We start from the raw sequence: 24,993 nt of genomic DNA on the forward strand, positions 1-24,993 counted from the left end.
ATAAGATTTTCTCTTTTGGAATAAATTATCTTAATGAAGATTTATTACTTTTTGATAAGACTGATAATAAATAATAAAACCCAGGCTCCTCCAACAGCAATTAGTATTTGCCATAAAAGGCCACCACCGCCAATTCCAAGTTTACCGGCAATCCATCCACCGATGAATCCACCAATAATTCCAACGATGATATTACCAATTAACCCAAAACCTGCGCCTTTCCAAACCTGACCAGCTAACCATCCTGAAATTGCTCCAATAAGTAAGAAATATAAAAATTCCATATTTTAAATTTAATGTTATTTGTAAATGATACTATTCTGTATCGTCTTGTTTTTGTAATAATGTTTTATAAATAAAGCCGCCAACAACAGCTCCTAAAATAGGTGCAACCCAAAATAGCCAGACTTGCGAAAGAGGTTCTCCACCCACAAAAATTGCCTGAGACAATGATCTTGCCGGATTAACAGAAGTATTTGTGATAGGAATGCTTATTAAGTGAATTAATGTTAACGCTAAACCAATTGCAATACCACAAAAGTTAGTGTTTGCACATTTATCTGTAGAGCCTAAAATGATTATTAAGAAAAACAAGGTAAGCACAAATTCTGCAATAAAAGCTGCTGCTAAAGAATATCCGTCCGGAGAAAAAGCACCAAAACCATTTGAAGCAAATGCTCCTGCCTTGGTTGCATCAATTACAAAACCTGCTTTTCCTGAAGCAATGGTATATAAAGTACCTGCAGCTGCAATTGCGCCTATACATTGTGCGATAATATAAGGGATTAAATCTTTTGCCGGGAATCTTCCTCCGGCCCATAAACCAAACGAAACAGCGGGATTAAAATGTCCGCCTGAAATATGACCAACAGCATATGCCATTGTTAATACCGTTAAACCAAAAGCCAATGCAACACCAGCAAAACCAATTCCTAATTCAGGAAATCCTGCCGCAAAAAGTGCACTTCCGCAACCACCAAAAACCAGCCAATAAGTTCCGAAGAACTCAGCAAATAACTTTTTCATAGTAAATAAATTTAATTAATAGTTTGTTTGTTAAAGGGTATATTGGTATGCCCATAAAATCAATACAATTTGTAAGGGCAAACGTATTAATAAAATAATTTTTAACAAAGAAAATTTACCTTTTTTCTTACAAAACATATAAACATTTGCAGGGAAAACCGCAATTAATAATGCTATGATTCCCCAGGCAGCCAATTGCGTTGTAAAAGGAACTATTAGCAGGATACCTAAAATAATTTCGGCAGCTCCACTTAAAATATTTAATAATTTGGGGTTTGGCAGATAGGAGGGAATGATTTTAATGTACATTCCCGGATTTTTAAAGTGATTAATTCCGGCAATTATATAAAGAAAAGCCATTAAATATAAATGCCAGGGTAGGTTCATGATATGATTATTTATCACGAAATTATAAAAAAAATTAACAAAAATTGATTTACAATTACTTTATTTTTAATAGAAAGTAATTTTGTTAATTTTTGCGTTTGAAATTTACATTCATAATGATAATGGCAAGAATGATTAAAACAATTCCAACCCATTGTAAAAAGATAACTTTTTCATTTAATAAAACATATGCCATCATTACTGAAACTGGTAACTCAAGAGCAGAAACAATGCTTCCTAAACCAATTCCCGTTAACGGAAACCCGGCATTCATAAGCATCGGAGGAATTATGGTTCCAAATAAAGACAGAACGATTCCCCATTTCATGAAAATAGCAAGATTAAAAGCAGTTGTCTGAGTAGCAAATGCAAATGAAAATACAATTACAGCTCCTCCTAATAGCATATAAAGACTACGCTGCGCAGATGAAATTTCAGTTGCAACACGATTTGCAGTAAACATAGTTGTCGTAAAAGATGCCGCAGCCATAATTCCCCATGCAATACCTCTCCAATCCAATTTTATATCGTTATTGATAATATTGGTTGCCAAAACAGTTCCAATCAAAACAATAAATACAGCAATGACTTTTTGTTTGGATGGTAATTTTTTTTCCAAAATCATTTCCAGTAAAACTCCCATCCAAACGGTTTGCATCAATAAAACGATACCAATAGAAACCGGAATATATTTTACAGCCAGATAATAGAATAAACTCGTCATTCCTAATGAAGTTCCGGCAAGCATTAAACTAAATATGTTTTTTGGTGTTGCTTTTACAACATTATCTTTATGCTTTATTTTTTGAAATGCATTAATTAATAAGATACCAATAATTCCCAAGACAAATTGAGATGTTGTTACCTCGGCAGTTGTATATCCTTCAGAATAAGCCATTTTTACAAAAGTAGCCAGCATTCCATAAGTTGTGGCACCAAGTGCAACTAAAAATACTCCCTTTAATACATTGTTTTGTGACATCTTAAATTGTTTTAAATTAAAAATAAAAGCCGGCAAAGGTAAGCTATTTTGTTTAGGATTTAATAGAAAACCGTTGTAAACATTATTAGTGTTGCGATTTCAGCTTTGATTTTAAACTTAAAATTGTGAATTTCTTAGATTTGGGTTGATTTAATAAAACAAAAAACCCATCAATGATGATGGGTTTTATATCTAAATTTTAAAATCAATTATTTTAAAGCTGGTTGATTTTGATACGTTTCGATTTCAAAAACCAAAGTTGCGTTTGGCGGAATTACTCCCCCTGCACCTTTTTCTCCGTAAGCTAAGTTTGAAGGAAGAAAGAAAATTGCTTTTTCTCCATCAGTCATCATAGCTAATGCTTCTAAGAAACCAGGAATCATTCCGTCTTTTTTACCAACTATAAAAGGAAAAGCTTGGTATCCTTTTTGAGCGTCTCTGTTAGCATCATATTTACCATATGCTTTTGCTACCTGAGACATGCTGCTGTCAAAAAGATTTCCGTCTTCAAAATATCCTGCGTAGTGAAAATAAATTGTAGATCCGTCAGCTCCTTTTACGCCGGTTCCTTTTTGCGTAATAACATATTGCAGACCAGATGGTGTTGCAGTTGCTTTGGCTTTAGTAGCAGCAAAATAAGCCGCTTTTTCAGCAATTACTTTTTTACTTTCCGCTTTTTTAGCTTCATCTTTTTTCGCATCATCCGCTATAACTTTTAAGGCATCAAATTTTTTAGCCGCCGCACCTTTACGAGTAATAGTAATTTTTGTCATGATATCGTCCTGAACAATTTTATTTACATTGTCCATTCCCGAAACTACGTGACCAAAAATAGTATGTTTTCCATTTAACCAGGGTGTTTCTTTATGTGTGATAAAAAACTGGCTTCCGTTTGTTGCCGGACCTGAATTTGCCATGGCTAAAACGCCGCCTTTTTCAAATTTTAATTCTTCAACAAATTCATCTTTAAATGAATAACCAGGACCTCCTGAACCGTTTCCATCAGGATCTCCACCCTGAATCATGAAATCATTAATAACCCTATGAAATTTTAAACCGTCGTAAAATGGTTTTCCTTTTAGTCTTTCTACTTTTACATTAGGATTTTTACCTTCTGCCAAAGAAATAAAATTAGCCACAGTAACCGGCGCTTTTACATATTCTAAAGACAAAACAATATCGCCTTTTGTTGTAGAAATAGTGGCAAAAATTCCCTCATTAGGATTTGCTTGTGCAACTGCTTTTGTTGTAGTTGGTTTTTTAGCAGCAGTTTTTTTTGTTGCTTGTGCCTGAACATTGATTATTGCAAGGCAAAATAAAAATAGAAATTTAAATTTCATCGTGTTTTATAATTTAAGTCTGTAATAATGTTTCAAAAATAAGAATATTATTACGGTTTTTCCAGTAATTGTACTTCAAAAATAATATTAGCATTTGGTGGAATAACGCCACCGGCTCCTGCGGCTCCATAAGCTAAATGAGAAGGGATAAAAAGAACAGCTTTATCTCCAAAAGAAAGCTTTTCAATACCTTCAATAAATCCGGGAATCATACCATCTTTTTTACCTGCCTGAAAAGGAATTGGCGAATATGCTTTTGCTTCAGCTCTGGCCGGATCAAATTTTCCAAAAGTTTTGGCTACATCTTCAATGCTTGTGTCAAACAAAGTTCCGTCTTCCAAAAATCCTGCGTAGTGAATGTATAATTGCGTTCCAATTGCAGGTTTTTTACCTGTTCCTTTTTCAGTAATGACATATTCTAAACCTGTTGAAGTTTTAGTTGCTTTTGCTTTTTGAGCAGCATAATAGTCAATTTTTTCTTTTTGAACTCCTGCAAATTTGCTTTTTTCTTTTGCTATATCTGAAAAATAATCACCAAATACTTTTACTGCATCAAACTTTTTTGCAGCTTCTCCATTTCTGATAATAGTAACAGAAACGATAGTATCATCTTGTTTTACCTGATTAACAACTTCTTGCCCTTTTTCAACAACATGACCAAAAATAGTATGTTTTCCGTTTAACCACGGTGTTTCAACATGTGTGATAAAAAATTGACTGCTGTTGGTTCCCGGACCGTTGTTTGCCATTGCTAAAACACCCGCTTTGTCAAATTTTAAATCAGTAAATTCATCTTTAAATTTATATCCTGTATCACCAGAACCTGTTCCTTCAGGATCTCCTGTCTGAATCATGAAATCTTCGATAACTCTGTGAAACTTTAATCCGTTATAAAACGGTTTTCCTTTTAAATATTCCTTGGTTACAAATTCATTTTTTCCTTCGGCCAAAGTCACAAAATTAGCAACCGTAACGGGTGCTTTTTTATAATCTAATTCAACAATGATATGCCCTTTGTTGGTTTCAATATCGGCATATAAACCATCAGGCAAATTGCTATGCTCGTCTTTACAAGAATAAAATGAGGAAACGGCTAATAGTAATAATAAAATAATTTTTTTCATTTTTAAAATATTGTTTTTATGGTTTTACAGAGTCTTTTTTAGTTTCAGTAACTGGTTTTTTAACAGCCGGTTTTGTAGGTTGAGCTGTTGTCGTTTTTATTGCGGCTGCAGTCGTGCCCGTAGTTGCCGAAGTTGCAGTTGAAGTTGGTGCAACTGCCGGATCCGGTACAAAATTTCTTAGCGTTACAGTGCAGATCAACGATTCATTGGTTCCGATTTTTTTATTATCGCCATGATACCCGTAGGCAATATGTGACGGAAATAAAAAAGTAACGGTTTCATTTTTATGCATTAGCTTAATACCGTCGCGCAATCCCATCATGATATCCTGTTTGTCTACATAATACGTTTGCGGACCAAGCTCTGCTTCAGAATAAATTATTTTGCCTTCAATATCTTTTATTTCTAAATTAAAATAAGCGATATCTCCTTTTTTGGGAGTTTGTGTATCGGTTAGGTTTTTTTCATCATATGAAAGCCAGTAACCTTTTCTGGTGGCATAATATTTTACTTTCGGATTGCTTTTGATGATTTTTTTAATAACATCTTCTTCGCTTGCAACCAGTTTTTTATTACGGTCAGCCGATTTTTTCATAAACGAACCTGAAGATCTCGAAATAGGTCTTCTGGCTTCTTCGTGTTGTTTACAGCTAACCAATAAAACAGCAAAAAGTAGGGTGTAAATGCTTAGTTTTAAGTAGTTCATTTGGGTTATATTTTTAGTTTTGTTACTAAATCTTCAAATTTTTTCACCGTTTCTTCCATAGAAACTTCTGATCTTCCTCCGGCGGCGTTACTGTGGCCTCCACCATTAAAATGATCTCTTGCAAATTGATTTACGTCAAATCCTCCTTGCGAACGGAAAGATATTTTGATAATATTTTCGTCTTTATTTTCTATAAAAATAGCAGTAAAACAGATTCCTTTTATGCTTAATCCGTAATTAACAATTCCTTCTGTATCGCCTTTTACATAATGAAATGCATCTAATTCCTGTTGTGTAAGTGTTGTATAAGAAGCTTTGTATTCCTCAAAAACTTTCATGTTTTGCAATGCGCGACCCAATAATTGCAAACGGCTGTAAGAACTATTATCAAATAAAAGAACCGGAATTTGGGTATTCTCGACTCCTAAATCTATTAATTCGGCAATAATGCGGTGAGTATTTCCTGTTGTTCCGGGAAAACGAAATGATCCGGAATCAGTTAATATTCCTGTATAAATGCAAGTTGCGATAGTTTTGTCTAAATCTTGTTTTTTATCTAAAAATGAAATAAAATTATACACCATTTCGCAGGTAGAACCAAACGCCGTGTCAGAGTACATATATGTAGCATAATCATCAGGTTTTTGGTGATGATCAATCATGATAAACGGAGCCGTTAGCTTTGCTAAAGTATGCTCCATTTCGCCTGTACGATGAAAAGCATTAAAGTCAAGTGTAAAAATTAACTCGGCTTCTTGTAATGTTTTCGTGCAGTTTTCAGTGTCTTTTTCGAATATTTTTACGGTTTCAGAACCCGGTAACCAGGCTAGGAAATCAGGAAAATCATTGGGCGCAATCACTGTTGGCAGATGATTGTTTTTTAATAAAAAGTGGTATAAACCTAACGTAGATCCCATGGCATCGCCATCTGGACCTCTGTGCGGAATAATGGCGATTTTCTTTGGGGTTGCGAGCAACAATTGTATCGCTTGAATATCTTGTATTTTCATAGTGTGCGAATTTACATTTTTTTAATGTAATGTTGAAATCATATTTTATAAAGTTAGAAGTTATTAATTAAAAGATATGAGTTTTGGATTGTGGAATTTGGAATTTAATTTTTGGAATTTAAATGGAACGGGGATGAAACGGATTCGTTAAAGCGAAAACACGGATTTGGGCGGATTTATTTAGTTATTCCGCAGAGATTCTCAAAGAATTCACAGAGATCCTCGAAGGTTTTGGAATTTGGAATTTATTTTTTTGGAATTTCGTTTGCTATTAGATTTTGGAATTTAAAAATTGGAATTTATTTTTTGGAACAATCTGAGATTTATAAATTCCCAAAGAACCCGACGAAAAATAGGCAACTGTACAGGCAATTGCAATAAAAATTCCGGGTTGAAGACCGAATAATTCTAGTCCCATAATGGTGCAGGCGATAGGCGTGTGGGTCGCGCCCGAAAATACGGCTACAAACCCTAAACCTGCCAAAATTGCAATTGGCATTGGAATAATTACAGATAAGGCACTTCCTAAAGTGGCACCTACAAAGAATAACGGAGTTACTTCGCCACCTTTAAATCCGGCTCCTAATGTAAATCCAGTAAATAATATCTTGAGTAAAAAGTCATACCATTGGTTTTGATTTGAAAATGAATCGACAATTTCCGGAACTCCTAATCCTGAGAATTTTGTAAAGCCAAAACCGGCTATGGCTATTGCCAAAATGATTCCGCCAATAAAAGGTCGTAAAGGAGGATATTTAATTTTTGAAAAAAGCGAACCCCAAAAGTGCGTACTTCTCGAAAATAATAAAGCAGCAAGTCCAGATAAAACACCAATTATAATAGTATAAGATAAGGTAGAAATTGAGATTTGTGGAACCTCAGGAATACTATAATGCGTATGTTTTACCTGCCAGAATTCTACCGTAAAATAAGCGGCGTATGCGACTATAAAAGATAAAATAATGCTTTTGAGATTTATTTTGCTGAAGTATAAAACTTCTAAAGCAAAGATAGCACCTGCCAACGGTGTTCCAAAAACAGATGCAAAACCAGCACTGATACCGAGAATAATTAGAATTTTGCGTTCGGAGTTATCTAGTTTGAAAATTTTTGTGAACTGATCTGCAATCGCACCGCCCATTTGAACAGCCGTACCTTCGCGGCCTGCAGAACCTCCAAATAAATGAGTAATTAAAGTTCCGAAAAGAACTAACGGAGCCATTTTGAACGGAATTACTTTTTGCGGATTTTCATATTCTTCCAACAATAAATTATTGCCTTTTACAACCGATTCTCCCCAATAATAATAACTCAATCCAACTAATAATCCGCCGAAAGGCAAAAGCCAGATAATCCAGTCATGATGAATTCTAAATTGAGTAACAAATTCTAAAGAAACTAAAAAAAATGCCGACGCAGATCCTGAAAAAACACCTATCAAAACACAGATCAAAATCCATTTGAAAGTGTTCAGGAATATTTCTTTTGGTTTTTGAGAAGTCATTAATTGTTTAATGGAAAAGTTTGCCACGAATTTCACTAATTTTCACGAATTAATGGCTTTTTAATTGAAAAAATAATCAAAAAGGTTTAGCCGCAAATTGCACAAATTTTCACAAAATAATAAGTTGTAGTAAAAAAAAATAATTAATGAAAATTCGTGAAATTCGTGGCTAAAAAAATATTACTGAACAACAGCTGTAAATTCAATTTCAACTAAATATTCAGGAGCAACCAGTTTGCTGATTTCATAAAAGCCGGTTGTAGGTTTTACATCTTTAAAAAAAGCAGAATGTGCTCTTGCAACATCTTCAAAAGTTGAAATGTTGGTCGTAAAAATACGGGTTCTGATTACATCTTTCATTCCGACATTCAAATCTTCCAGCACTTTTTCAACACGTTCCAAAATATTATACGTCTGAGCATAAGCATCGTCAGCTTTTACTTTTTCGCCATCAACAATTGCCACAGTTCCTGAAACTTCGATAATATTACCAATTCTTACGGCGCGGCAATATCCCATTTTATCTTCCCATGGTGATCCTGTCAAGATGTTTTCTCTTTTCATTTTGTTATGTTTTTCTGAATCGTTTTTCTCAATTTTAAAAACAAATTCGGGTTAGTTAATTCCGTTGCAATTTATAAAATATGAAACTGAAAAAAGTTGGTTTTACTTGAAATCATTTCAGAAATTATTCTTTTTTGTGATATTTTGAGTAGTTAATTTAATTTTTTTGCCACAGATTAAATGATTTTATTGATTATTTATTTGTTTAAATTTTTGCCACGAATTTCACTAATTTTCACGAATTGCTAGCTTTTTAATTTTAGAAAATAAAGAAAGAAAATCTTTTTAAATCTTTCAATCTGTGGCAAAAAATGATTACTGTATTTGGTGCTGGTCAAAAAGGCGTAGTTTGTTTTGTGTTGCTGTTAAGTTTTGCTGCAATAGCTCGATTTTATTCAGCAAATGATAAATGGCATCAATTCCTTCCAGATTGATTTTGAGATCATAATGCATTCGTATCATTTTTTCTATAGCAGGCAATTGTTCCGGCTGTAAATATTCATCTTCTTCCTGAATAATAATTTCAACCAAACCATAATTATTCAACTCTGTTATAAAGGTGTTTTCAATTTCGTGGTAAGTACAAAATTGTTTTATCTGGATTAAATTTTTACTATTCATGATTTCTGATTTTAGCTAATTCTGCGAATAATTCTTTTTCTTTCTGAGATAATTTTGTTGGTGTTTTTACATTATAAGTGATGTATAAATCACCAAATTGATTTTCTTTTTTATACACCGGAAATCCTTTTCCTTTCAGTTTCACCTTTGTTCCGGTTTGTGTTTCTTCAGGAACTTTAATTTTTACTTTTCCATCAAAAGTATTGACATAAACTTCTCCGCCTAAAATTGCGGTGTACAAATCAAGATCAACATCTGAGTATAAATTATTTCCTTCTCGTTTAAAATCAGAATTATTTTCGATATTAAAAGTAATATACAAATCGCCATTCGGGCCACCGTTTGCGCCAGGTCCGCCATGACCGGGGATTTTTATAATCTGACCATTTTCTACTCCGGCCGGAATTGTAATTCGGATATTCTTTCCGTTCACGGCCAAATTTTGTTTGTGTGTGGTATATGCCGACGCCAAATCCAATTGTAATTCGGCATTGAAATCCTGGCCTCTGTATTTTGCCTGACCTCTGGAACTTCTTCCTGAAGAGCCGTACATGGAATTGAAGAAATCTGAAAAATCGCTTCCCGAAAAATCGCCGCCAAAGCCAGAAAAGTCTCCACCCGAAAAATCAGAACTGCTTTGTTGTCTTGAACGCTGTTGATTGGGGTCGTAACCCGCTTTTTCAAATTCGTCTGCATGTTGCCAGTCTTTTCCGTATTTATCGTATTTTTTTCGATTTTCGGGATTGCTTAAAACCTCATTTGCTTCGTTGATTTCCTTGAATTTTTTCTCCGCTTCTTTGTCATTCGGATTCAAATCGGGATGATATTTTCGTGCTAATTTCCTATACGCTTTCTTAATTTCGGCTTCAGTAGCCGATTTTGTAACTTCTAATGTTTTATAATAATCTATATAATCCATTTTCTAAATTTTTTAATGAAGTAAATTAATATATTGAAGTTAGGAATTAGTTGCTGATTTTCAAAACACTATAGTTTTATTTTTGAAGTTAAACACTTCATTCTGAACTTCAATTTCATTTTGAAATAAATTTACGAATTTTAATTTCTGGCAGGTTTTTTGTTTCCAAAAATTAGCCTAATATATTGTTATAAAAATCTTAAAGCTGTAGAGCCTAACTAAATTATGCTATTTTTGTGAAGCTACTTTTTGGGTTTATAAATTTTAAAAGCCGATTCGATAATAATATTTCAATGAAACATATTTTATTTTTCATATTATTTTTTACTGCCGCAGCAATGTCGGCACAAACTGAATTTAGTACTAAATACAAAAGTATTCCTGCACCAAAGTTTAGTGCAAAACCAAAGAAAATTCCTGAAGTAAAAGATCCTCAGGGAGAAAATTCAGATATTCCGAGTATAAAAACACCCAACGTTTTTGATAATACAAGCATAACTCCAAAATCAAAATTTCAGATTGGAGAAGAAAAAAGCAAATTCACCATGTCGACTGAAACAGATTTTGCCAATCCCGGCGATCGTTATGTGCCAAAAATGGAGAAAGAACTGGATAAAGCCCTAAAAGATGCCGGACTAAAAGAAGGAAGAGGCGAATTGGTTAAGAAAAACATTTCTCTTGGAGATTTCAGAACAAAATCGGAATATTTTATTGTGAAATTCAGGGATTTTGGCGCCATTGATGGTGATTTGGTCAGAGTTTCATCCAATGATAGAGTTATTGCAGATCAATTATTTCTTGATGCCAGTTTTAAACAGGTAAAAATTGACCTTGTTAATGGTTTTAATAAACTCGATTTTGAAGCCTTGAACATTGGAACATTAGGAGGAAACACCGCAGAAATTCAGGTGTACGATGATAAAGGAGCCTTAATAACCAATGACTATTGGAACAATCTGGCGGCAGGTTTTAAAGCTTCGATTGTTGTTACGAAAGAATAAAAAGGCTCAAAGCGACAAAGGTTCAAAGGAACAAAGCGCTGTACTTTGAAACCTCTGAACCTTTGTTACTTTGCAGCTTTGAACCTTATAGGCCTTCTTTCAAATGTTTGTAATTTGATTTAATAGTATCTAAAACTTCATCCATTTTTCCGCCGAGCATTAATTTTGTCATCGATTTTGCCATACCCACAACTTGTTCCCATTCAACTTTTGGAGGCATTGCGAGTGCATTCGGATTTGTAAAAATATTTAGTAAAACGGGACCATTATGACGAAATGCATTTTCAATCGCTTGCTCAACTTCTTTGGGTTTATGCACGTTTACTCCCTGAAAACCCATTGCCTGAGCTATTAAAGCAAAGTCAGGATTAGTCATATCTGTTTCGTTATCGGGCAATCCCTGAACTTCCATTTCGAGTTTTACCATACCCAAAGCGCGATTATTAAAAACAATAATTTTAATCGGAATATTATATTGATGAATTGTTGCTAAATCCCCCAATAGCATAGATAGACCACCATCGCCACACATGGCAATAACTTGTCTTTCAGTATGTGCGAGAGCGGCTCCAATAGCCATTGGCATTGCATTGGCCATTGATCCGTGATTGAAAGAACCCAGCATTTTTCGTTCTCCGGTTCCCTTAATAAAACGGGCTCCCCAAACGCAGGTCATTCCGGTATCTACTGTAAAAATTGCATCGTTATTAGCCAGTTTGTCGATAATATGAGCAACGTATTCTGGTTGAATAGTATCTTCCGAGCCATTGTCTTCAATATAAGTATTCATGTTTTCCTTAACAACGCTGTACAATTTAAGCTGAGCTTCTAAAAAAGCATCATCTGTTTTGTTTTCCAGCAAGGGCAATAAAGCTTTAATAGTATCGGCAACATCACCACATAATCCCATATAAAGATTGGCTCTTCTTCCTAAACGTTCGGTGCTGGTGTCGATTTGAATGATTTTATTATCAGTCGGCATGAATTTATCATACGGAAAATCAGTTCCTAACAATAATACCAAATTTGATTCGTGCATACTATGATAGGCAGAAGGCTGTCCAAGTAAACCTGTCATTCCAATTTCATTAGGATTATTAGGCTGAATGCTCATTTTTCCTCTAAAAGAATATCCTACAGGTGCCTTAATATGTTGTGATAATTGCACCACCTGATCGTGTGCTTTTTCAGCTCCAATTCCGCAAAATAAAGTGATTTTTGTACTCTCGTTTATGGCTTTTGCTAAATGCTGTAATTCATTATCAGATGGGCGAATCACGGGATTACAATGAAAAAACTGAGTCGATATATTGCTTTCAACCGCTTTTAATTCAGAAACATCGCCGGGTAAGCCAATAACAGCAACACCTTTTTTGCCTAAGGCATGTTGTATGGCAGTTTGTATGATTCTTGGAGCTTGTTCAGCCGTCATAATCATTTGATTATAACAACTGCAATCGTCGAAAAGTTTAATGGTATTGGTTTCCTGGAAATAATCCATTCCCATTTCGCTCGTATTAATTGTTGAAGCAATGGCCAACATGGGAACATGGGATCGATGCGCATCATACAAACCATTAATTAAGTGAACATGTCCCGGGCCGCAACTTCCTGCACAAACAGCAAAACCGTCTAATTCGGCTTCGGCAGCAGCTGCATAAGCACCTACTTCTTCATGGCGAACATGAATCCATTTTATTTTTCCGTTTCTTCGTATCGCATCATTAAAATGATTTAAGCTATCACCGGTAACTGCGTAAACACGTTTTACTCCGGCTTCTACCAACATTTCAACTAATTGTTCTGCAACTATTTTACTCATCGAATGTGTTTTTAGAATTCCTCTTAAAGGTAACACTCATTTCGATTGGGTTTGTTTTATATTTAAAGAATTATATTTTATAATCTACATTTATTTAGGTTCAAAGGGGCAAAGGTTCAAAGGAACAAAGCTGTAAAAGCCACTACACTTTTAAACTCTGAACCTTTGTCGCTTTGTAACTTTGTGCCTTTTAAAAAGGATTCGCAGTCACTCCAAACTTCATATTTGCTTTTACGGTTACATCTTTTGTCAATGTTTCTTTTAAGGTAACCTGTGTTCTAATTTTATATTTATCAGCTTTTATGTATTTGTCTAATCTGGCGTTGGTGCTCATTAGCTCAATCATATTGGTTGTTGAATTAATATCATCAAGGTAGGCCAATTCTATTTCATCAGAATCTGTGGTTGAAATATAAAGGTGAATAGATTTTAGAAATGTAAAAGTTTTTCCGTCAGGGCTTGTAATCGTTAGGTTGAGCGATTTTAATTTTACATCTTTCACCAAACCCGCTTCCGTTTTATTGTTTTTAAATTCAGCCGACGAATTTGTTGTAACATCCGGCGTAACAATTTCCGTAGGTAAATTAATAGGTGAGGTACTTTTTATCTGTATCGAAGTTTCGTTTGAAATTGTAAATGACAGTAAATCGTCAAGCGCATCGCAGGAAGTTAAAAATAAAGGCAATAAAAGGGTTAAGGCAATTAGTTTTGATTTCATATTTAAGTTGGTTTTTCTTAGATACGAATTTTTTCTAAAGTTGGATTTTAGTATTGAGGTTCTGAGTTGCAGAGGCTCAAAGGTTCAAAGGAAAAATCTTGCAAATCTTCAATTTTAAAAACCTTTGAACCTTTGTAACTCAGAACCTTTGAACCTAAAATCGGAACTGTGAAAAAAAAATATTTTTTTTCGCGGTTCCGATTTTTCAATTTCGAATATAAAAAGTATTTTTGCGCATGCAACACAACGTACTTATTTTAGATTTCGGATCGCAATATACACAGCTTATTGCGCGTAGAGTTCGCGAATTAAATATATTCTGCGAAATTTTCCCTTACAATCACTTTCCTAGTGATTTATCACCTTATAAAGCCGTAATTTTAGGAGGAAGCCCATTTTCTGTTCGTGCAGAAGATGCTCCACATCCTGATTTATCTCAAATTCGAGGCAAATTGCCAATGTTGGCAGTTTGTTACGGAGCACAATATTTAGCGCATTTTAGCGGAGGTGAAGTAGCAGCTTCAAACACCAGAGAATATGGTAGAGCTAATTTGTCTTATATTAAAGACAATGAAACTTTCTTTGAAGGCGTTTCAGAAAACAGCCAGGTTTGGATGAGCCATAGCGATAGTATCAAAGCTTTGCCAACCAATGCTGTAAAATTGGCCAGCACTCATGATGTAGAATATGCAGCTTATAAAATTGATGGCGAAACTACTTATGCTATTCAATATCATCCAGAAGTTTTTCATTCTACAGATGGATCAAAAATGCTGGAGAACTTTTTGGTAAAAATTGCCGAAGTTCCTCAAAACTTTACACCAAATGCTTTTGTTGAAGAAATGGTGGGAGAATTAAAAGAGAAATTAGGAAACGATAAAGTTGTTTTAGGACTTTCTGGCGGAGTAGATTCTACTGTTGCTGCAGTTTTATTACACCAGGCAATTGGTAAAAACTTATACTGTATTTTTGTAAATAACGGTTTGCTTCGTAAAAACGAATTCCAAAATGTATTAGATCAATACAAAGGAATGGGATTGAACGTAAAAGGAGTAGATGCCGGAGATCGTTTCTTAGGTGAATTGGCCGGAATAAGCGATCCTGAAACCAAGCGTAAAACAATTGGTCGTGTATTTATCGAAGTTTTTGATGATGAATCACACTTAATCGAAGATGTAAAATGGTTGGCGCAAGGAACTATTTATCCAGACGTTATCGAATCGGTTTCTGTAAAAGGACCATCGGCAACTATTAAATCTCACCATAATGTGGGTGGATTGCCGGATTATATGAAATTAAAAATTGTAGAACCGCTTAGAATGTTGTTTAAGGACGAAGTTCGCAGAGTTGGTGCTACTTTAGGAATAGATCCTGAATTATTAGGAAGACACCCTTTCCCGGGACCAGGATTATCAATAAGAATTCTTGGAGATATTACTCCGGAGAAAGTTCAAATCCTGCAAGATGTTGATGCTGTTTTTATCGACGGATTAAAATCTTGGGGATTATATGATAAAGTTTGGCAGGCTGGAGCAATTTTGCTTCCCGTAAATTCTGTTGGTGTGATGGGCGATGAGCGTACTTATGAAAAAGTAGTAGCGCTTAGAGCTGTTGAGTCTACGGACGGAATGACTGCTGACTGGGTTCATTTGCCTTATGAATTCCTGATGAAAGTGTCTAACGATATTATCAACAAGGTAAAAGGCGTGAATCGTGTAGTTTACGATATAAGTTCAAAACCACCTGCAACAATTGAGTGGGAATAGTACCATTTTTAAAATTAAGGTCTTACATTTGTAAGGCCTTAATTTTTTATAACCTACTATTTATGAGAGAACTTTTAACGATTTCTCTTGTGTTTATTTTGTCTTTTAACAAAATAACTGCACAAGATTCAATTATTGAACACAAAATTCAAAAAGGAGAAACGGCTTATTTTATTGCCCAAAAGTATAAGGTTTCTGTTGATGAAATTTACAAACTCAACCCCGAGTCGCAAAGCGGAATAAAAGACAACCAGATTCTTAAAATTCCGGTTCATGCTGCAGAAAAACCAAACCAAAACCAAACAACACATATTGTTGGTGCAAAAGAAACTCTTTTTGGTTTATCAAAACAATACGGCATTTCTGTAGAAGCGCTTCAAAATGCAAACTCAATTCTTGCCAACGGACTTCAGATTGGTCAGGAATTAGTTATTCCGCAAACTTCAAATTCTCCAAAAACTGAAATTACAGGTTCTTCAAAAGCAACCCATTTGGTTGTGGCAAAAGAGTCTTTGTTTAGCATTGCCAGACAATACAATGTTTCGGTTCAGGATCTGGAAACTTTAAATAAAGATTTACTTCAAAACGGACTGCAGATTGGTCAGACAATTGCAATTCCCAATAAAAGAAAAACGCTTGATGGCAGAGTTCGTGTAATAAATCAGGAAACTGTTTTTCATGTCGTTGAACCAAAGGAAACCAAATTTTCGATTGCCAAAAAATACGGGATTTCGATTGATCAGTTAGAATCTCAAAATCCAGAAATTGTAAACGGATTGGTTGTTGGCAATAAATTGGCCATCAATACAAAAGAAATAAAACCGGCAAACGAGAGTGAAGAATTGATGCTGGCTCTTGCCGAAAAACAAGTTGTTGTCGAAAAAACAAAAGCCAAAACGGTTGAAATTGATGATTTGAAAGACAGATTGGTCGTTCAGAAAGAAATGAACCAGAAAATTATAAAAATTAATGATCTGAAGTTGAATCTGGACGATATGAGTGGTTCTAAGGATAATTCGGTCGAAAAACTGAGGTTGGTTTTAGAAGCAAATAAAAATGTGCAGGATATTTTAATGGCAAAATTAGATTCACTGGTAAATACAATGAATGATGATTTGGTCGAATTGAAGAGAATGGATGTTTTAAATATTGACCAGTCAAAACGATTAGAAAAACAATCGTATGAAAGCATCGGAAAAACAAATGAATTATCTTCTCAATTAAAGAAAGAGCTGGCTGAAAATAGAAAAGCATATGCCGGTTTAATGAATAAAGTAGAAAGAATCGCTGTTGAGGAAAATCAGGAGTATAAGAAGAAAATCCGCGAAAGCGAAAAAAATAACAGCAAAACCGGATTGCAGCAACGACTTTCGCTTGACGAAATAAAAAGATATAAAATTGAGCAGGAAAAAGGCGATGCCCAAAATCAATTGCTGATTTCTAAAATTGATTCTTTGGATACTCAAAAAACAATCGAAATAAAACGTCATATCAGTAAAGCTTCTTATTATAGCATGGAAGCCAGAAAGTTTGATGATAAAGTAGCTTTAATTAAACTGAAAAAATACCAGGATGAGGCGATTAAAAATCAGAATAAAGAGAATTCAGCAGTAGTTTCTAAATCAGTTTCGGTAGAAGAAATGAGACAGGAATTGAAAGAAAACCCGCTGAAAAATGCAAAAAATGTAAAGATTGAAGTTTTTGATAATCTTAAAGAAGTTTCAAATGGCTATTACTTAGTTTTAGGTATATTTACCGATGCAGCGCCAAGAGATAAGTTAATTATGCAACTTATTGACTCTGGTGATTTTAATGCTAGTTTTTTCTTTAATATAAACAGTCTTTCGTATTATGTTTACTCCGATAAGTATCAAAATATGGAAGAAGTTTTATATCAATGCAAGAAAAGAGAAGAAGATGAGTTATATAAAAACATCATTATCGCTAAGGCCGAAATAGATCTTAGATAATTATTGTGTAAAAATTAACACTGGCCCGAATCTTGCTTTAAGCAAAATTAGTATCTTGTTTTTTGAATTAAAAATTAAATTGTTTTAGCCATATTATGAAATATTATTTAGCATTATTATCTCTCGTTTTTTTTATTAACACTTCGGCCTTTTCGCAGGAGAAAGTGGTAAAATATAAAGTTTCTGCTGGAGAAACCATCAATCAGATTGCAGAGAAATTTAAGGTTACGCCTTATGATATTTATTCATTAAATCCTGACGCACGTTCCGGAATTTCGCCAAACTCTGTTTTGTTGATTCCAACAAAAGCGGGAAAAACAGTAGCTAAAGCAGAATCTGTTTCTAAAAATGTTGTTTCAGAAAATGGTAAAACGCACGAAGTTCAGCCAAAAGAAACCTTATTTGGAATAGAAAAAAAATATGGTGTTTCTGATGAAGCTTTAAAAGCTGCAAATCCGTTTCTGGTTACAAATGGTTTGCAAATTGGGCAAACGCTTGTTATTCCTTCAAAAGGATCAGCAGCAAAATCAGTAACAGCAAAAACAGAAAAATCAGCAAAATCTTCTACTGCCGAAAAATATGTTTATCATGATGTTGTAGCAAAAGAAACGAAGTATTCTATTGCTAAACAATATAAAACCACAGTTGAGGATTTAGAAAAACGTAATCCCGAAATTGTAACAAGTTTGCCAGTTGGCTACCGTTTAACGATAAAAGGTACGGCGCCAAAAACAGAAACTTCGGCTGCGGCTGTAACTACTGTTGCAAAACCTTCAGAAACTGCTAAAAAAGGGACTACTTACATGGATTATCAGGTAAAACCAAAAGAAACTTTTTATAGTTTAACACATACATTTCACATTACTCAGGAAGAATTAACGGAATTAAACCCGTCGCTTTCTGAAGGTGTTAAAGAAGGAATGGTTTTAAAAGTACCCTCTGGATATGTGGCTCCAGTGCCAATTATTGCACAACAACAGCCAGTAATTGAAAAATCGGTTGAAAAAACGGCTGATAAGCCAGTTGAAAATACAGGCGGAGGCATTAGAATTCTTGAAAAAGTAAAATCTGAAGAAGTTTCTGTTAATCCGGAAGTAGTGGAATTAACTAAAAAAAGAGGACAAACAGAACGTCAAAAAGTGGTTTTGCTATTGCCTTTTAATATTGCTAAAATGCAAAATGACACAACAAGTACAGCAACTCGCTTAAAAAAGGATAAGTTTTTGAATATGACACTTGATTTTTACTCAGGTGCAATGATGGCAATCGATTCGGCTAAAGTTTTAAAGTTACCAATTGATGTTGCTATTTACGATTCGCAGGAAACAAAAAACACGTCGAATATTTCGAGCCTGATTTCGCAAAATAAACTGCAAAATGCAAATGCAGTTATCGGACCGTTTTATCAAAGTAATGCTGAAGCTGCCGCTAATTCATTGCGTTTGTATAATGTTCCCGTAATTTCACCGTTATCAAAAGATACGGCAAATCCAATTGATAATTTATATCAGTCAATACCAACAAACGACGTGGTTAGAAGCGCTATGTTTGATTATATGCGAAATAAAAACGGAAACATTGTTGCTGTTGTAGACAAGAAAAAAGAATCGGTTATAAATTATATCAAGCAAAATCAAAAAGGAGTTATGTTTGCAGCATTGTCTGAAACCGGAGGGTTGGATGTGGCGAATTTAAAAAGTCTATTATTGCCAAACAGACTTAATTATGTTGTAATGGAAACGGCAAATACAGCGATGATTAAAACGACTATAAAAGCTTTAATCGATGCTCAAAAAACCTGTCAGGTTCAATTGGTGATTTTAGAGCCAAACAGTACACTTGACACAGATGAAATTAATTTTGAAAATTTAGTGAAATTAAATTTAATGTATCCTTCTGTAACTCGTGAAAGTGATGAGCAGCCAGTTTTAATTTTTGAAAAAGAATACAGACTGAAAAATAAAGTGAATCCAAATTCGTATGCCACTCGTGGTTTTGATGTTACTTTTGATACGATGATGCGTTTGGTACAAGGAAAAACGTATCAGGAAACGACAGATTTAATGACAACAGAACAAGTTGACAATAAATTTCAATATTATAAAAAAGATGATGGAGGACACGCAAACAAAGGTGTTTACATTTTATATTACGACTCAGACTTAACTTTAAAAGTAGCAAATTAATGACATCGAAAGTAACCTATTTAGGCGATTTAAGAACAAAATCAATTCATGTGCAATCAGGAAGCGAAATTATTTCGGATGCACCACTAGATAATAACGGAAAAGGAGAGGCTTTTTCTCCAACAGATACCGTTGCCAATGCTTTAGCAAGCTGCATGTTTACCATTATGGGAATTAAAGCCCGTGATATGAACATAGATTTACAGGATTCTACAGCAGAAGTAACTAAAATAATGAATGCCGAACCAAGAAGAATTGGTGCAATCGAAATTGTTTTTGAATTGAAAGGTGTAGCTGATCAAAAAGACAGAACTATTCTTGAACGTGCAGGAATGACTTGTCCGGTATTTTTAAGTTTAAATTCGGATATTGAAAAACGAATTACCTTCAACTGGAAATAATATCAAAAATACAATTTAAAAGCCGTCAAGAAATTGACGGTTTTTTTATGACAATAGATTTTTTTTTGTTTTTCAGCTGAGAAATCAAGAATTAACAAAATTTTCATTGCGGGATATTAGTTATAAAGAACTAATTGGAGTAATTTTGTTATGCAAAAAAAATGCAGATTAATGCGTAAAAAATGCAAAAGATACACTTATTAATTTTTTTAAATTATCATCCTCTCTCACAATGATTTACTTAAAAAAAAGCCAGATAATAATCTTTTTGTTATTCAAAATTAAAGATGTTATCTTTATATGAAATTGATTATAAGTGTTTTATATAAAATAAACGACCAAAAAAGAATTAAAAAAAAACTATATCATGTTAAAAAGTAAAATCGACAAAGCAACAGGATTCGAAAAACGATTCGAAAACATCAATACTGTTGTTTTTGAAAATTCAACCGATGCCTCAAAAGCTGTTGCACAGCAAATTGCAGCGTTAATTCAGGAAAAACAAAAAGAAAACAAACCTTGTATTTTAGGTTTGGCGACCGGATCTTCTCCAAAAGGATTGTATGCTGAATTGGTGCGTTTGCACAAAGAGGAAGGTTTGAGTTTTAAGAACGTAATTAGTTTCAATCTGGATGAATATTATCCGATGGAACCAAATTCAATCAACAGTTATGTTCGTTTCATGAAAGAATTACTGTTTGATCATGTCGATATTTTACCTGAAAACGCTCACGTTCCGGACGGGCTTTTAACTAAAGAACAAATTGCCGATTATTGTCATGAATACGAGGCTAAAATTGAAGCTTTGGGCGGAATAGATCTTCAAATTCTTGGAATTGGTGGTAACGGACACATTGGTTTTAATGAATCAGGATCACTTCAAAATTCAAAAACGCGTTTGGTGGCATTAGATCATATTACAAGAGTTGCGGCAAGTAAAGATTTCTTCGGATTAAGTAATACGCCAAGAACAGCAATTACTCTTGGAGTCAAGAAAATCATGGAAGCCAAACAAGTTATTCTTTTGGCATGGGGAGAAGGAAAAGCCAATATTGTAAAAAAATCGGTAGAAGATGAAGTTACGAATCGTGTACCAGCTTCGTTTTTGCAGGAACACAATAATGCCGTTTTTGTTTTAGATAAAGAAGCATCTTCCAAACTAACCAGAATCAACAAACCTTGGCTGGTAGAAAAAGTGACGTGGACAGATAAGCTTAGCCGTAAAGCGGTTTTAGGATTAGCACTTCAGCTTAAAAAACCAATTTTAATGCTGACAGATGCTGATTATATCGAACACGGAATGAGCGATTTATTGGCAGATTCAGGTCCGGCATACGACATCAACATTAAAATATTCAATAAGTTACAAAATACAATTACAGGCTGGCCAGGCGGAAAACCAAATGCTGATGATTCAAACAGACCAGAAAGAGCGGAGCCTGCTAAAAAACGTGTCTTGATTTTTAGTCCACATCCTGATGATGATATTATTAGTATGGGAGGAACTTTCATGCGTTTGCAGGAACAAGGACATGAAGTACATGTTGCGTATCAGACCTCCGGTAACATCGCTGTTGCGGATGATGAAGCGTTGCGTTTTGCAAGATTCGTAATTGATTATAATGAGAAATTCGGAATCAAAAGCGCCGAAGCCGATAACATTTACCAAAAAGCACAAACCTTTTTAGAAAATAAAAAGAACAGTGAAATTGATATTCCTGAAGTTCGTTACATCAAAGGTTTGATCAGAAAAGGGGAGGCGAGAGCGACAAGTCATTTTGTTGGATTGAGCGATGATCAGATTCATTTTATGGAATTACCGTTTTATGAAACCGGAACAATTGAGAAGAAACCAATTGGACCAGAAGATATTCAGTTAACAGTTGATTTAATTGAAAAGATAAAACCACACCAAATATATGCTGCCGGAGATTTAGCAGATCCACACGGAACGCACAAAGTTTGTCTGGATGCTATTTTTGAAGCTGTAAAAGTCTTAAAGCCAAAATCGTTTATGGATGACTGCTGGTTATGGTTATACAGAGGGGCTTGGCAGGAATGGGGAATTGACGAAGTCGAAATGGCTGTACCAATGAGCCCCGATCAGGTTTTAGCAAAACGTCACGGAATTTTCAAACACCAATCTCAAAAAGACGGGGTTGTTTTTCAAGGAACCGACGCCAGAGAATTTTGGCAAAGAGCAGAAGACAGAAACGCAGAAACTGCTGATTTGTACCAACAATTAGGTTTGGCAACGTATGCAGCAATGGAAGCTTTCGTGAGATGGCATTACTAAGTTGCTAAGGTTCTGAGATGCTAAGATTCTAAGTTTTGCCACTAATTGCACTAATTTTCACTAATTAAATTTGTGCTAATTTGTGGAATTCGTGGCGGAAAATACACACCGATCAGAAAATCAATTTAATTTCTTAATCTGTGGCAAAAAGTAAAAATTAATAATAGCTTTGCAGGTAGAAGCAAGAAGAAAGAATTAGTCTATATTCTTTTCTCTTGCTTCTTTTTTCTTTAAACTATGGAACAAGACAAAAAACTTCTCATAAAATTAGCCCACACCAAAATGCCTTTCGGAAAATACGAAGGACGTTTTTTAATCGATTTACCAGAATATTATGTGGTTTGGTACCATAATAAAGGTTTTCCTAAAGGAGAATTAGGCCAGCAATTACAGCTTATTTACGAGCTAAAATTAAACGGATTGGAAGAATTAATCAGAAATATTAAGGAACAATATCCAAAACCAAATTAAATAGTAAGAAAAATCTTTTGTTATTTAAATTTTTTGTATATATTTGAAGTACAAAATATTATAATTTTTAAAAACAAAGTGATACCACAGAATTCCAGACTGAATTTATTAATGTGTACAAGTCAGTGTTTTTGAATTTAATATTTGAAAGATAAAAAATATTATAATTTTTGAAAACAAATTGGCACCACAGAATTCAAGACTGAATTTATAAATGTGTACAAGTCGATGTTTTAAAATTATAATATTTTTTTTTGCCAAAAAAATAACTATAACTGATAATGTAAGACATTAGTAAATTAACTTTTTCAATTATTAGAAAACAGTAATTAAGTTCGATTTAAAGACATTCTTCAAAAAAAATCCTAATAAATCCTTAAAATTATCGATTACAAAACCAAGTAATCGTTCTGTTTAAAAATTTGCAAATTATCTCAATCTCTAATTGATAAATTGTCTAATTAAATTTGTACTTTTGCCAAGTTTTTTACACAACTACAATACAAACAACAACAGAATGAATCAAACAAAATATATTTTTGTTACAGGCGGTGTGACTTCTTCTTTAGGAAAAGGAATTATCGCGGCATCTTTAGCAAAATTGTTACAAGGAAGAGGATATCGTACAACTATTCAAAAATTTGATCCGTACATCAATGTTGATCCGGGAACATTGAATCCTTATGAACACGGAGAATGTTACGTTACAGATGATGGTGCAGAAACAGATTTGGATTTAGGTCACTACGAGCGTTTTTTGAATGTTCCGACTTCTCAAGCCAATAATGTTACTACAGGAAGAGTTTATCTTTCGGTTATTGAGAAAGAAAGAAGGGGAGAATTTTTAGGAAAAACGGTTCAGGTTGTTCCTCATATTACAAACGAAATCAAAGACAGAATGCAGTTGCTTGGTAAATCGGGCGATTATGATATTGTAATTACTGAAATTGGTGGAACTGTTGGTGATATTGAGTCATTACCTTATATAGAGTCTGTTCGTCAGTTGGTTTGGGAGTTGGGAGAAAATAATGGAATTGTTATTCATTTAACTTTGGTTCCATTTTTGGCTGCTGCAGGTGAGTTAAAAACAAAACCTACACAGCACTCTGTAAAAACGTTGATGGAAAGTGGTATCAAAGCTGATATTTTAGTTTGCAGAACAGAGCATGAACTTTCTGATGAGTTGCGTAATAAGCTGGCATTATTTTGTAATGTAAAAAGAGAAGCTGTAATTCAATCTATTGATGCTTCTACAATATATGAAGTTCCAAATTTAATGCTTGAAGAAGGATTAGATGTTGTAGCTTTAAAGAAATTAGATTTGCCTAAAAAAGCGTCTCCGGATTTAAAAAACTGGAATACTTTTTTACGCAGATTAAAAAATCCAAAACATACTGTAAATATTGGTTTGATTGGAAAGTATGTAGAAATGCAGGATTGCTACAAATCTATTTTAGAGGCGTTTATTCATGCTGGAGCTTCAAATGAAACGAAAGTAAACGTAATTTCTATACATTCAGAACATATTACCAGCGATAATATTGAAGAAAAATTAGGACCTCTTGATGGTGTTTTAGTAGCACCTGGTTTTGGTGAAAGAGGTATCGAAGGAAAAATTGAAGCAGTTCGTTTTGCACGTGAAAATAATATTCCGTTTTTTGGAATTTGTTTGGGAATGCAAATGTCTGTTATCGAATATTCAAGAAATATTTTAGGTTACAAAGAAGCGAATTCTACTGAGATGAATGACAAAACGAAACATCCAGTTGTGAATTTGATGGAAGAGCAAAAAACAATTACTGATAAAGGCGGAACTATGCGTCTTGGGGCTTGGAAATGTGATATCAAACCAAACTCATTGGCACATAAAATTTATGGTGAAAAGACTATTTCAGAACGTCACCGTCACCGTTATGAGTATAACAATAAATATAAAGATGAGTTGCAGAAAGCTGGTTTAATTGCTTCTGGAGTGAATCCTGATACTGGTTTAGTTGAAATTATAGAATTAGAAAATCATCCGTTTTTCATCGGAGTACAATACCACCCGGAATACAAAAGTACAGTGGCAAACCCACATCCAATTTTCGTAAACTTTGTGGCTGCTGCAGTCAATGCACATAAAAAATAATAATTAATTCTAAAAGGTGTAACTTTTGAGTTAAACTCATTACTAATA

The 24,993-nt window shown here is 34.2% G+C and carries 22 protein-coding genes; 8 read left to right on the forward strand and 14 right to left on the reverse strand.

What is annotated here, in order from left to right:
* Positions 1 to 44 precede the first annotated feature (44 nt).
* The 12 genes from SD960_RS13200 to SD960_RS13255 all read right to left on the reverse strand — a co-directional run bounded on the left by SD960_RS13200 (position 45) and on the right by SD960_RS13255 (position 10,183).
* Positions 45 to 284 carry a GlsB/YeaQ/YmgE family stress response membrane protein gene (locus tag SD960_RS13200; RefSeq protein WP_042563193.1) on the reverse strand — a complete coding sequence of 80 codons (240 nt, stop codon included), beginning with the start codon at positions 282 to 284 and terminating at the stop codon, positions 45 to 47.
* Between the two features lie 31 nt (positions 285 to 315).
* A complete protein-coding gene (gene aqpZ / locus SD960_RS13205; protein ID WP_318803795.1) occupies positions 316 to 1,026 on the reverse strand; it encodes an aquaporin Z in 711 nt (236 codons plus the stop codon).
* Between the two features lie 30 nt (positions 1,027 to 1,056).
* Positions 1,057 to 1,413 carry a MauE/DoxX family redox-associated membrane protein gene (locus tag SD960_RS13210; RefSeq protein ID WP_318803797.1) on the reverse strand — a complete coding sequence of 119 codons (357 nt, stop codon included), beginning with the start codon at positions 1,411 to 1,413 and terminating at the stop codon, positions 1,057 to 1,059.
* Positions 1,414 to 1,498: 85 nt separating this feature from the next.
* The gene (locus SD960_RS13215) at positions 1,499 to 2,395 is read right to left on the reverse strand and encodes a DMT family transporter (RefSeq protein WP_318803798.1); all 897 of its coding nucleotides are present in this window, start codon (positions 2,393 to 2,395) and stop codon (positions 1,499 to 1,501) included.
* A gap of 209 nt (positions 2,396 to 2,604) precedes the next feature.
* On the reverse strand, positions 2,605 to 3,735 hold the full coding sequence (locus SD960_RS13220; protein WP_318803799.1) for a peptidylprolyl isomerase: 1,131 nt from the start codon (positions 3,733 to 3,735) through the stop codon (positions 2,605 to 2,607).
* Between the two features lie 50 nt (positions 3,736 to 3,785).
* A complete protein-coding gene (locus tag SD960_RS13225; protein WP_318803800.1) occupies positions 3,786 to 4,859 on the reverse strand; it encodes a peptidylprolyl isomerase in 1,074 nt (357 codons plus the stop codon).
* A gap of 16 nt (positions 4,860 to 4,875) precedes the next feature.
* The gene (gene gldI, locus SD960_RS13230) at positions 4,876 to 5,565 is read right to left on the reverse strand and encodes a gliding motility-associated peptidyl-prolyl isomerase GldI (RefSeq protein WP_318803801.1); all 690 of its coding nucleotides are present in this window, start codon (positions 5,563 to 5,565) and stop codon (positions 4,876 to 4,878) included.
* A 5-nt stretch (positions 5,566 to 5,570) separates the two neighbouring features.
* Entirely contained in the window at positions 5,571 to 6,575 is a 1,005-nt protein-coding gene (locus SD960_RS13235) for a bifunctional oligoribonuclease/PAP phosphatase NrnA (protein WP_318803802.1), read from the reverse strand.
* Between the two features lie 271 nt (positions 6,576 to 6,846).
* On the reverse strand, positions 6,847 to 8,079 hold the full coding sequence (locus SD960_RS13240; RefSeq protein WP_318803803.1) for a voltage-gated chloride channel family protein: 1,233 nt from the start codon (positions 8,077 to 8,079) through the stop codon (positions 6,847 to 6,849).
* 180 nt (positions 8,080 to 8,259) lie between these two features.
* On the reverse strand, positions 8,260 to 8,643 hold the full coding sequence (locus SD960_RS13245; RefSeq protein ID WP_318803805.1) for a RidA family protein: 384 nt from the start codon (positions 8,641 to 8,643) through the stop codon (positions 8,260 to 8,262).
* 315 nt (positions 8,644 to 8,958) lie between these two features.
* Positions 8,959 to 9,264, reverse strand: a complete 306-nt coding sequence (locus SD960_RS13250) for a chaperone modulator CbpM (protein ID WP_318803806.1) — start codon at positions 9,262 to 9,264, stop codon at positions 8,959 to 8,961.
* Positions 9,257 to 10,183, reverse strand: coding sequence for a J domain-containing protein (locus SD960_RS13255; RefSeq protein ID WP_318803809.1), 927 nt, complete (start codon positions 10,181 to 10,183; stop codon positions 9,257 to 9,259). Before SD960_RS13255 ends, SD960_RS13250 begins: the two co-directional genes overlap by 8 nt.
* Positions 10,184 to 10,476: 293 nt before the next feature.
* Here SD960_RS13255 and SD960_RS13260 point away from each other — a divergent pair, with 293 nt between their 5' ends.
* The gene (locus tag SD960_RS13260; protein WP_318803810.1) at positions 10,477 to 11,184 is read left to right on the forward strand and encodes a hypothetical protein; all 708 of its coding nucleotides are present in this window, start codon (positions 10,477 to 10,479) and stop codon (positions 11,182 to 11,184) included.
* 85 nt (positions 11,185 to 11,269) lie between these two features.
* On the opposite strand, the gene SD960_RS13265 is transcribed toward SD960_RS13260, so the two are convergent.
* Together SD960_RS13265 and SD960_RS13270 are read right to left on the reverse strand one after the other, a co-directional pair.
* Positions 11,270 to 13,006 (reverse strand): thiamine pyrophosphate-dependent enzyme, encoded by a 1,737-nt coding sequence (locus tag SD960_RS13265; RefSeq protein WP_318803812.1) that lies wholly within the window; start codon positions 13,004 to 13,006, stop codon positions 11,270 to 11,272.
* A 190-nt stretch (positions 13,007 to 13,196) separates the two neighbouring features.
* Positions 13,197 to 13,724, reverse strand: a complete 528-nt coding sequence (locus tag SD960_RS13270) for a hypothetical protein (protein WP_318803814.1) — start codon at positions 13,722 to 13,724, stop codon at positions 13,197 to 13,199.
* Positions 13,725 to 13,960: 236 nt separating this feature from the next.
* Between SD960_RS13270 and guaA the strand changes: the two genes are divergently transcribed.
* The 7 genes from guaA to SD960_RS13305 all read left to right on the forward strand — a co-directional run bounded on the left by guaA (position 13,961) and on the right by SD960_RS13305 (position 24,945).
* Positions 13,961 to 15,490 carry a glutamine-hydrolyzing GMP synthase gene (gene guaA / locus SD960_RS13275; protein ID WP_042563209.1) on the forward strand — a complete coding sequence of 510 codons (1,530 nt, stop codon included), beginning with the start codon at positions 13,961 to 13,963 and terminating at the stop codon, positions 15,488 to 15,490.
* Positions 15,491 to 15,552: 62 nt separating this feature from the next.
* Complete coding sequence (locus SD960_RS13280; protein ID WP_318803817.1) at positions 15,553 to 17,460, forward strand: LysM peptidoglycan-binding domain-containing protein; 1,908 nt, start codon at positions 15,553 to 15,555, stop codon at positions 17,458 to 17,460.
* A 95-nt stretch (positions 17,461 to 17,555) separates the two neighbouring features.
* Positions 17,556 to 19,646, forward strand: a complete 2,091-nt coding sequence (locus tag SD960_RS13285) for a LysM peptidoglycan-binding domain-containing protein (protein WP_318803818.1) — start codon at positions 17,556 to 17,558, stop codon at positions 19,644 to 19,646.
* On the forward strand, positions 19,646 to 20,047 hold the full coding sequence (locus tag SD960_RS13290) for an OsmC family protein (RefSeq protein ID WP_318803821.1): 402 nt from the start codon (positions 19,646 to 19,648) through the stop codon (positions 20,045 to 20,047). The genes SD960_RS13285 and SD960_RS13290 overlap by 1 nt, the downstream gene beginning before the upstream one ends.
* Before the next feature lie 367 nt (positions 20,048 to 20,414).
* The gene (gene nagB, locus SD960_RS13295) at positions 20,415 to 22,343 is read left to right on the forward strand and encodes a glucosamine-6-phosphate deaminase (protein WP_318803823.1); all 1,929 of its coding nucleotides are present in this window, start codon (positions 20,415 to 20,417) and stop codon (positions 22,341 to 22,343) included.
* A gap of 237 nt (positions 22,344 to 22,580) precedes the next feature.
* The gene (locus SD960_RS13300) at positions 22,581 to 22,814 is read left to right on the forward strand and encodes a DUF3820 family protein (RefSeq protein ID WP_318803825.1); all 234 of its coding nucleotides are present in this window, start codon (positions 22,581 to 22,583) and stop codon (positions 22,812 to 22,814) included.
* Between the two features lie 517 nt (positions 22,815 to 23,331).
* Positions 23,332 to 24,945, forward strand: coding sequence for a CTP synthase (locus SD960_RS13305; protein ID WP_318803826.1), 1,614 nt, complete (start codon positions 23,332 to 23,334; stop codon positions 24,943 to 24,945).
* Positions 24,946 to 24,993: the final 48 nt, after the last annotated feature.

Origin of the sequence: Flavobacterium sp. MMLR14_040, from assembly GCF_033657265.1 — a bacterium.
Taxonomy (GTDB): Bacteria; Bacteroidota; Bacteroidia; order Flavobacteriales; family Flavobacteriaceae; genus Flavobacterium.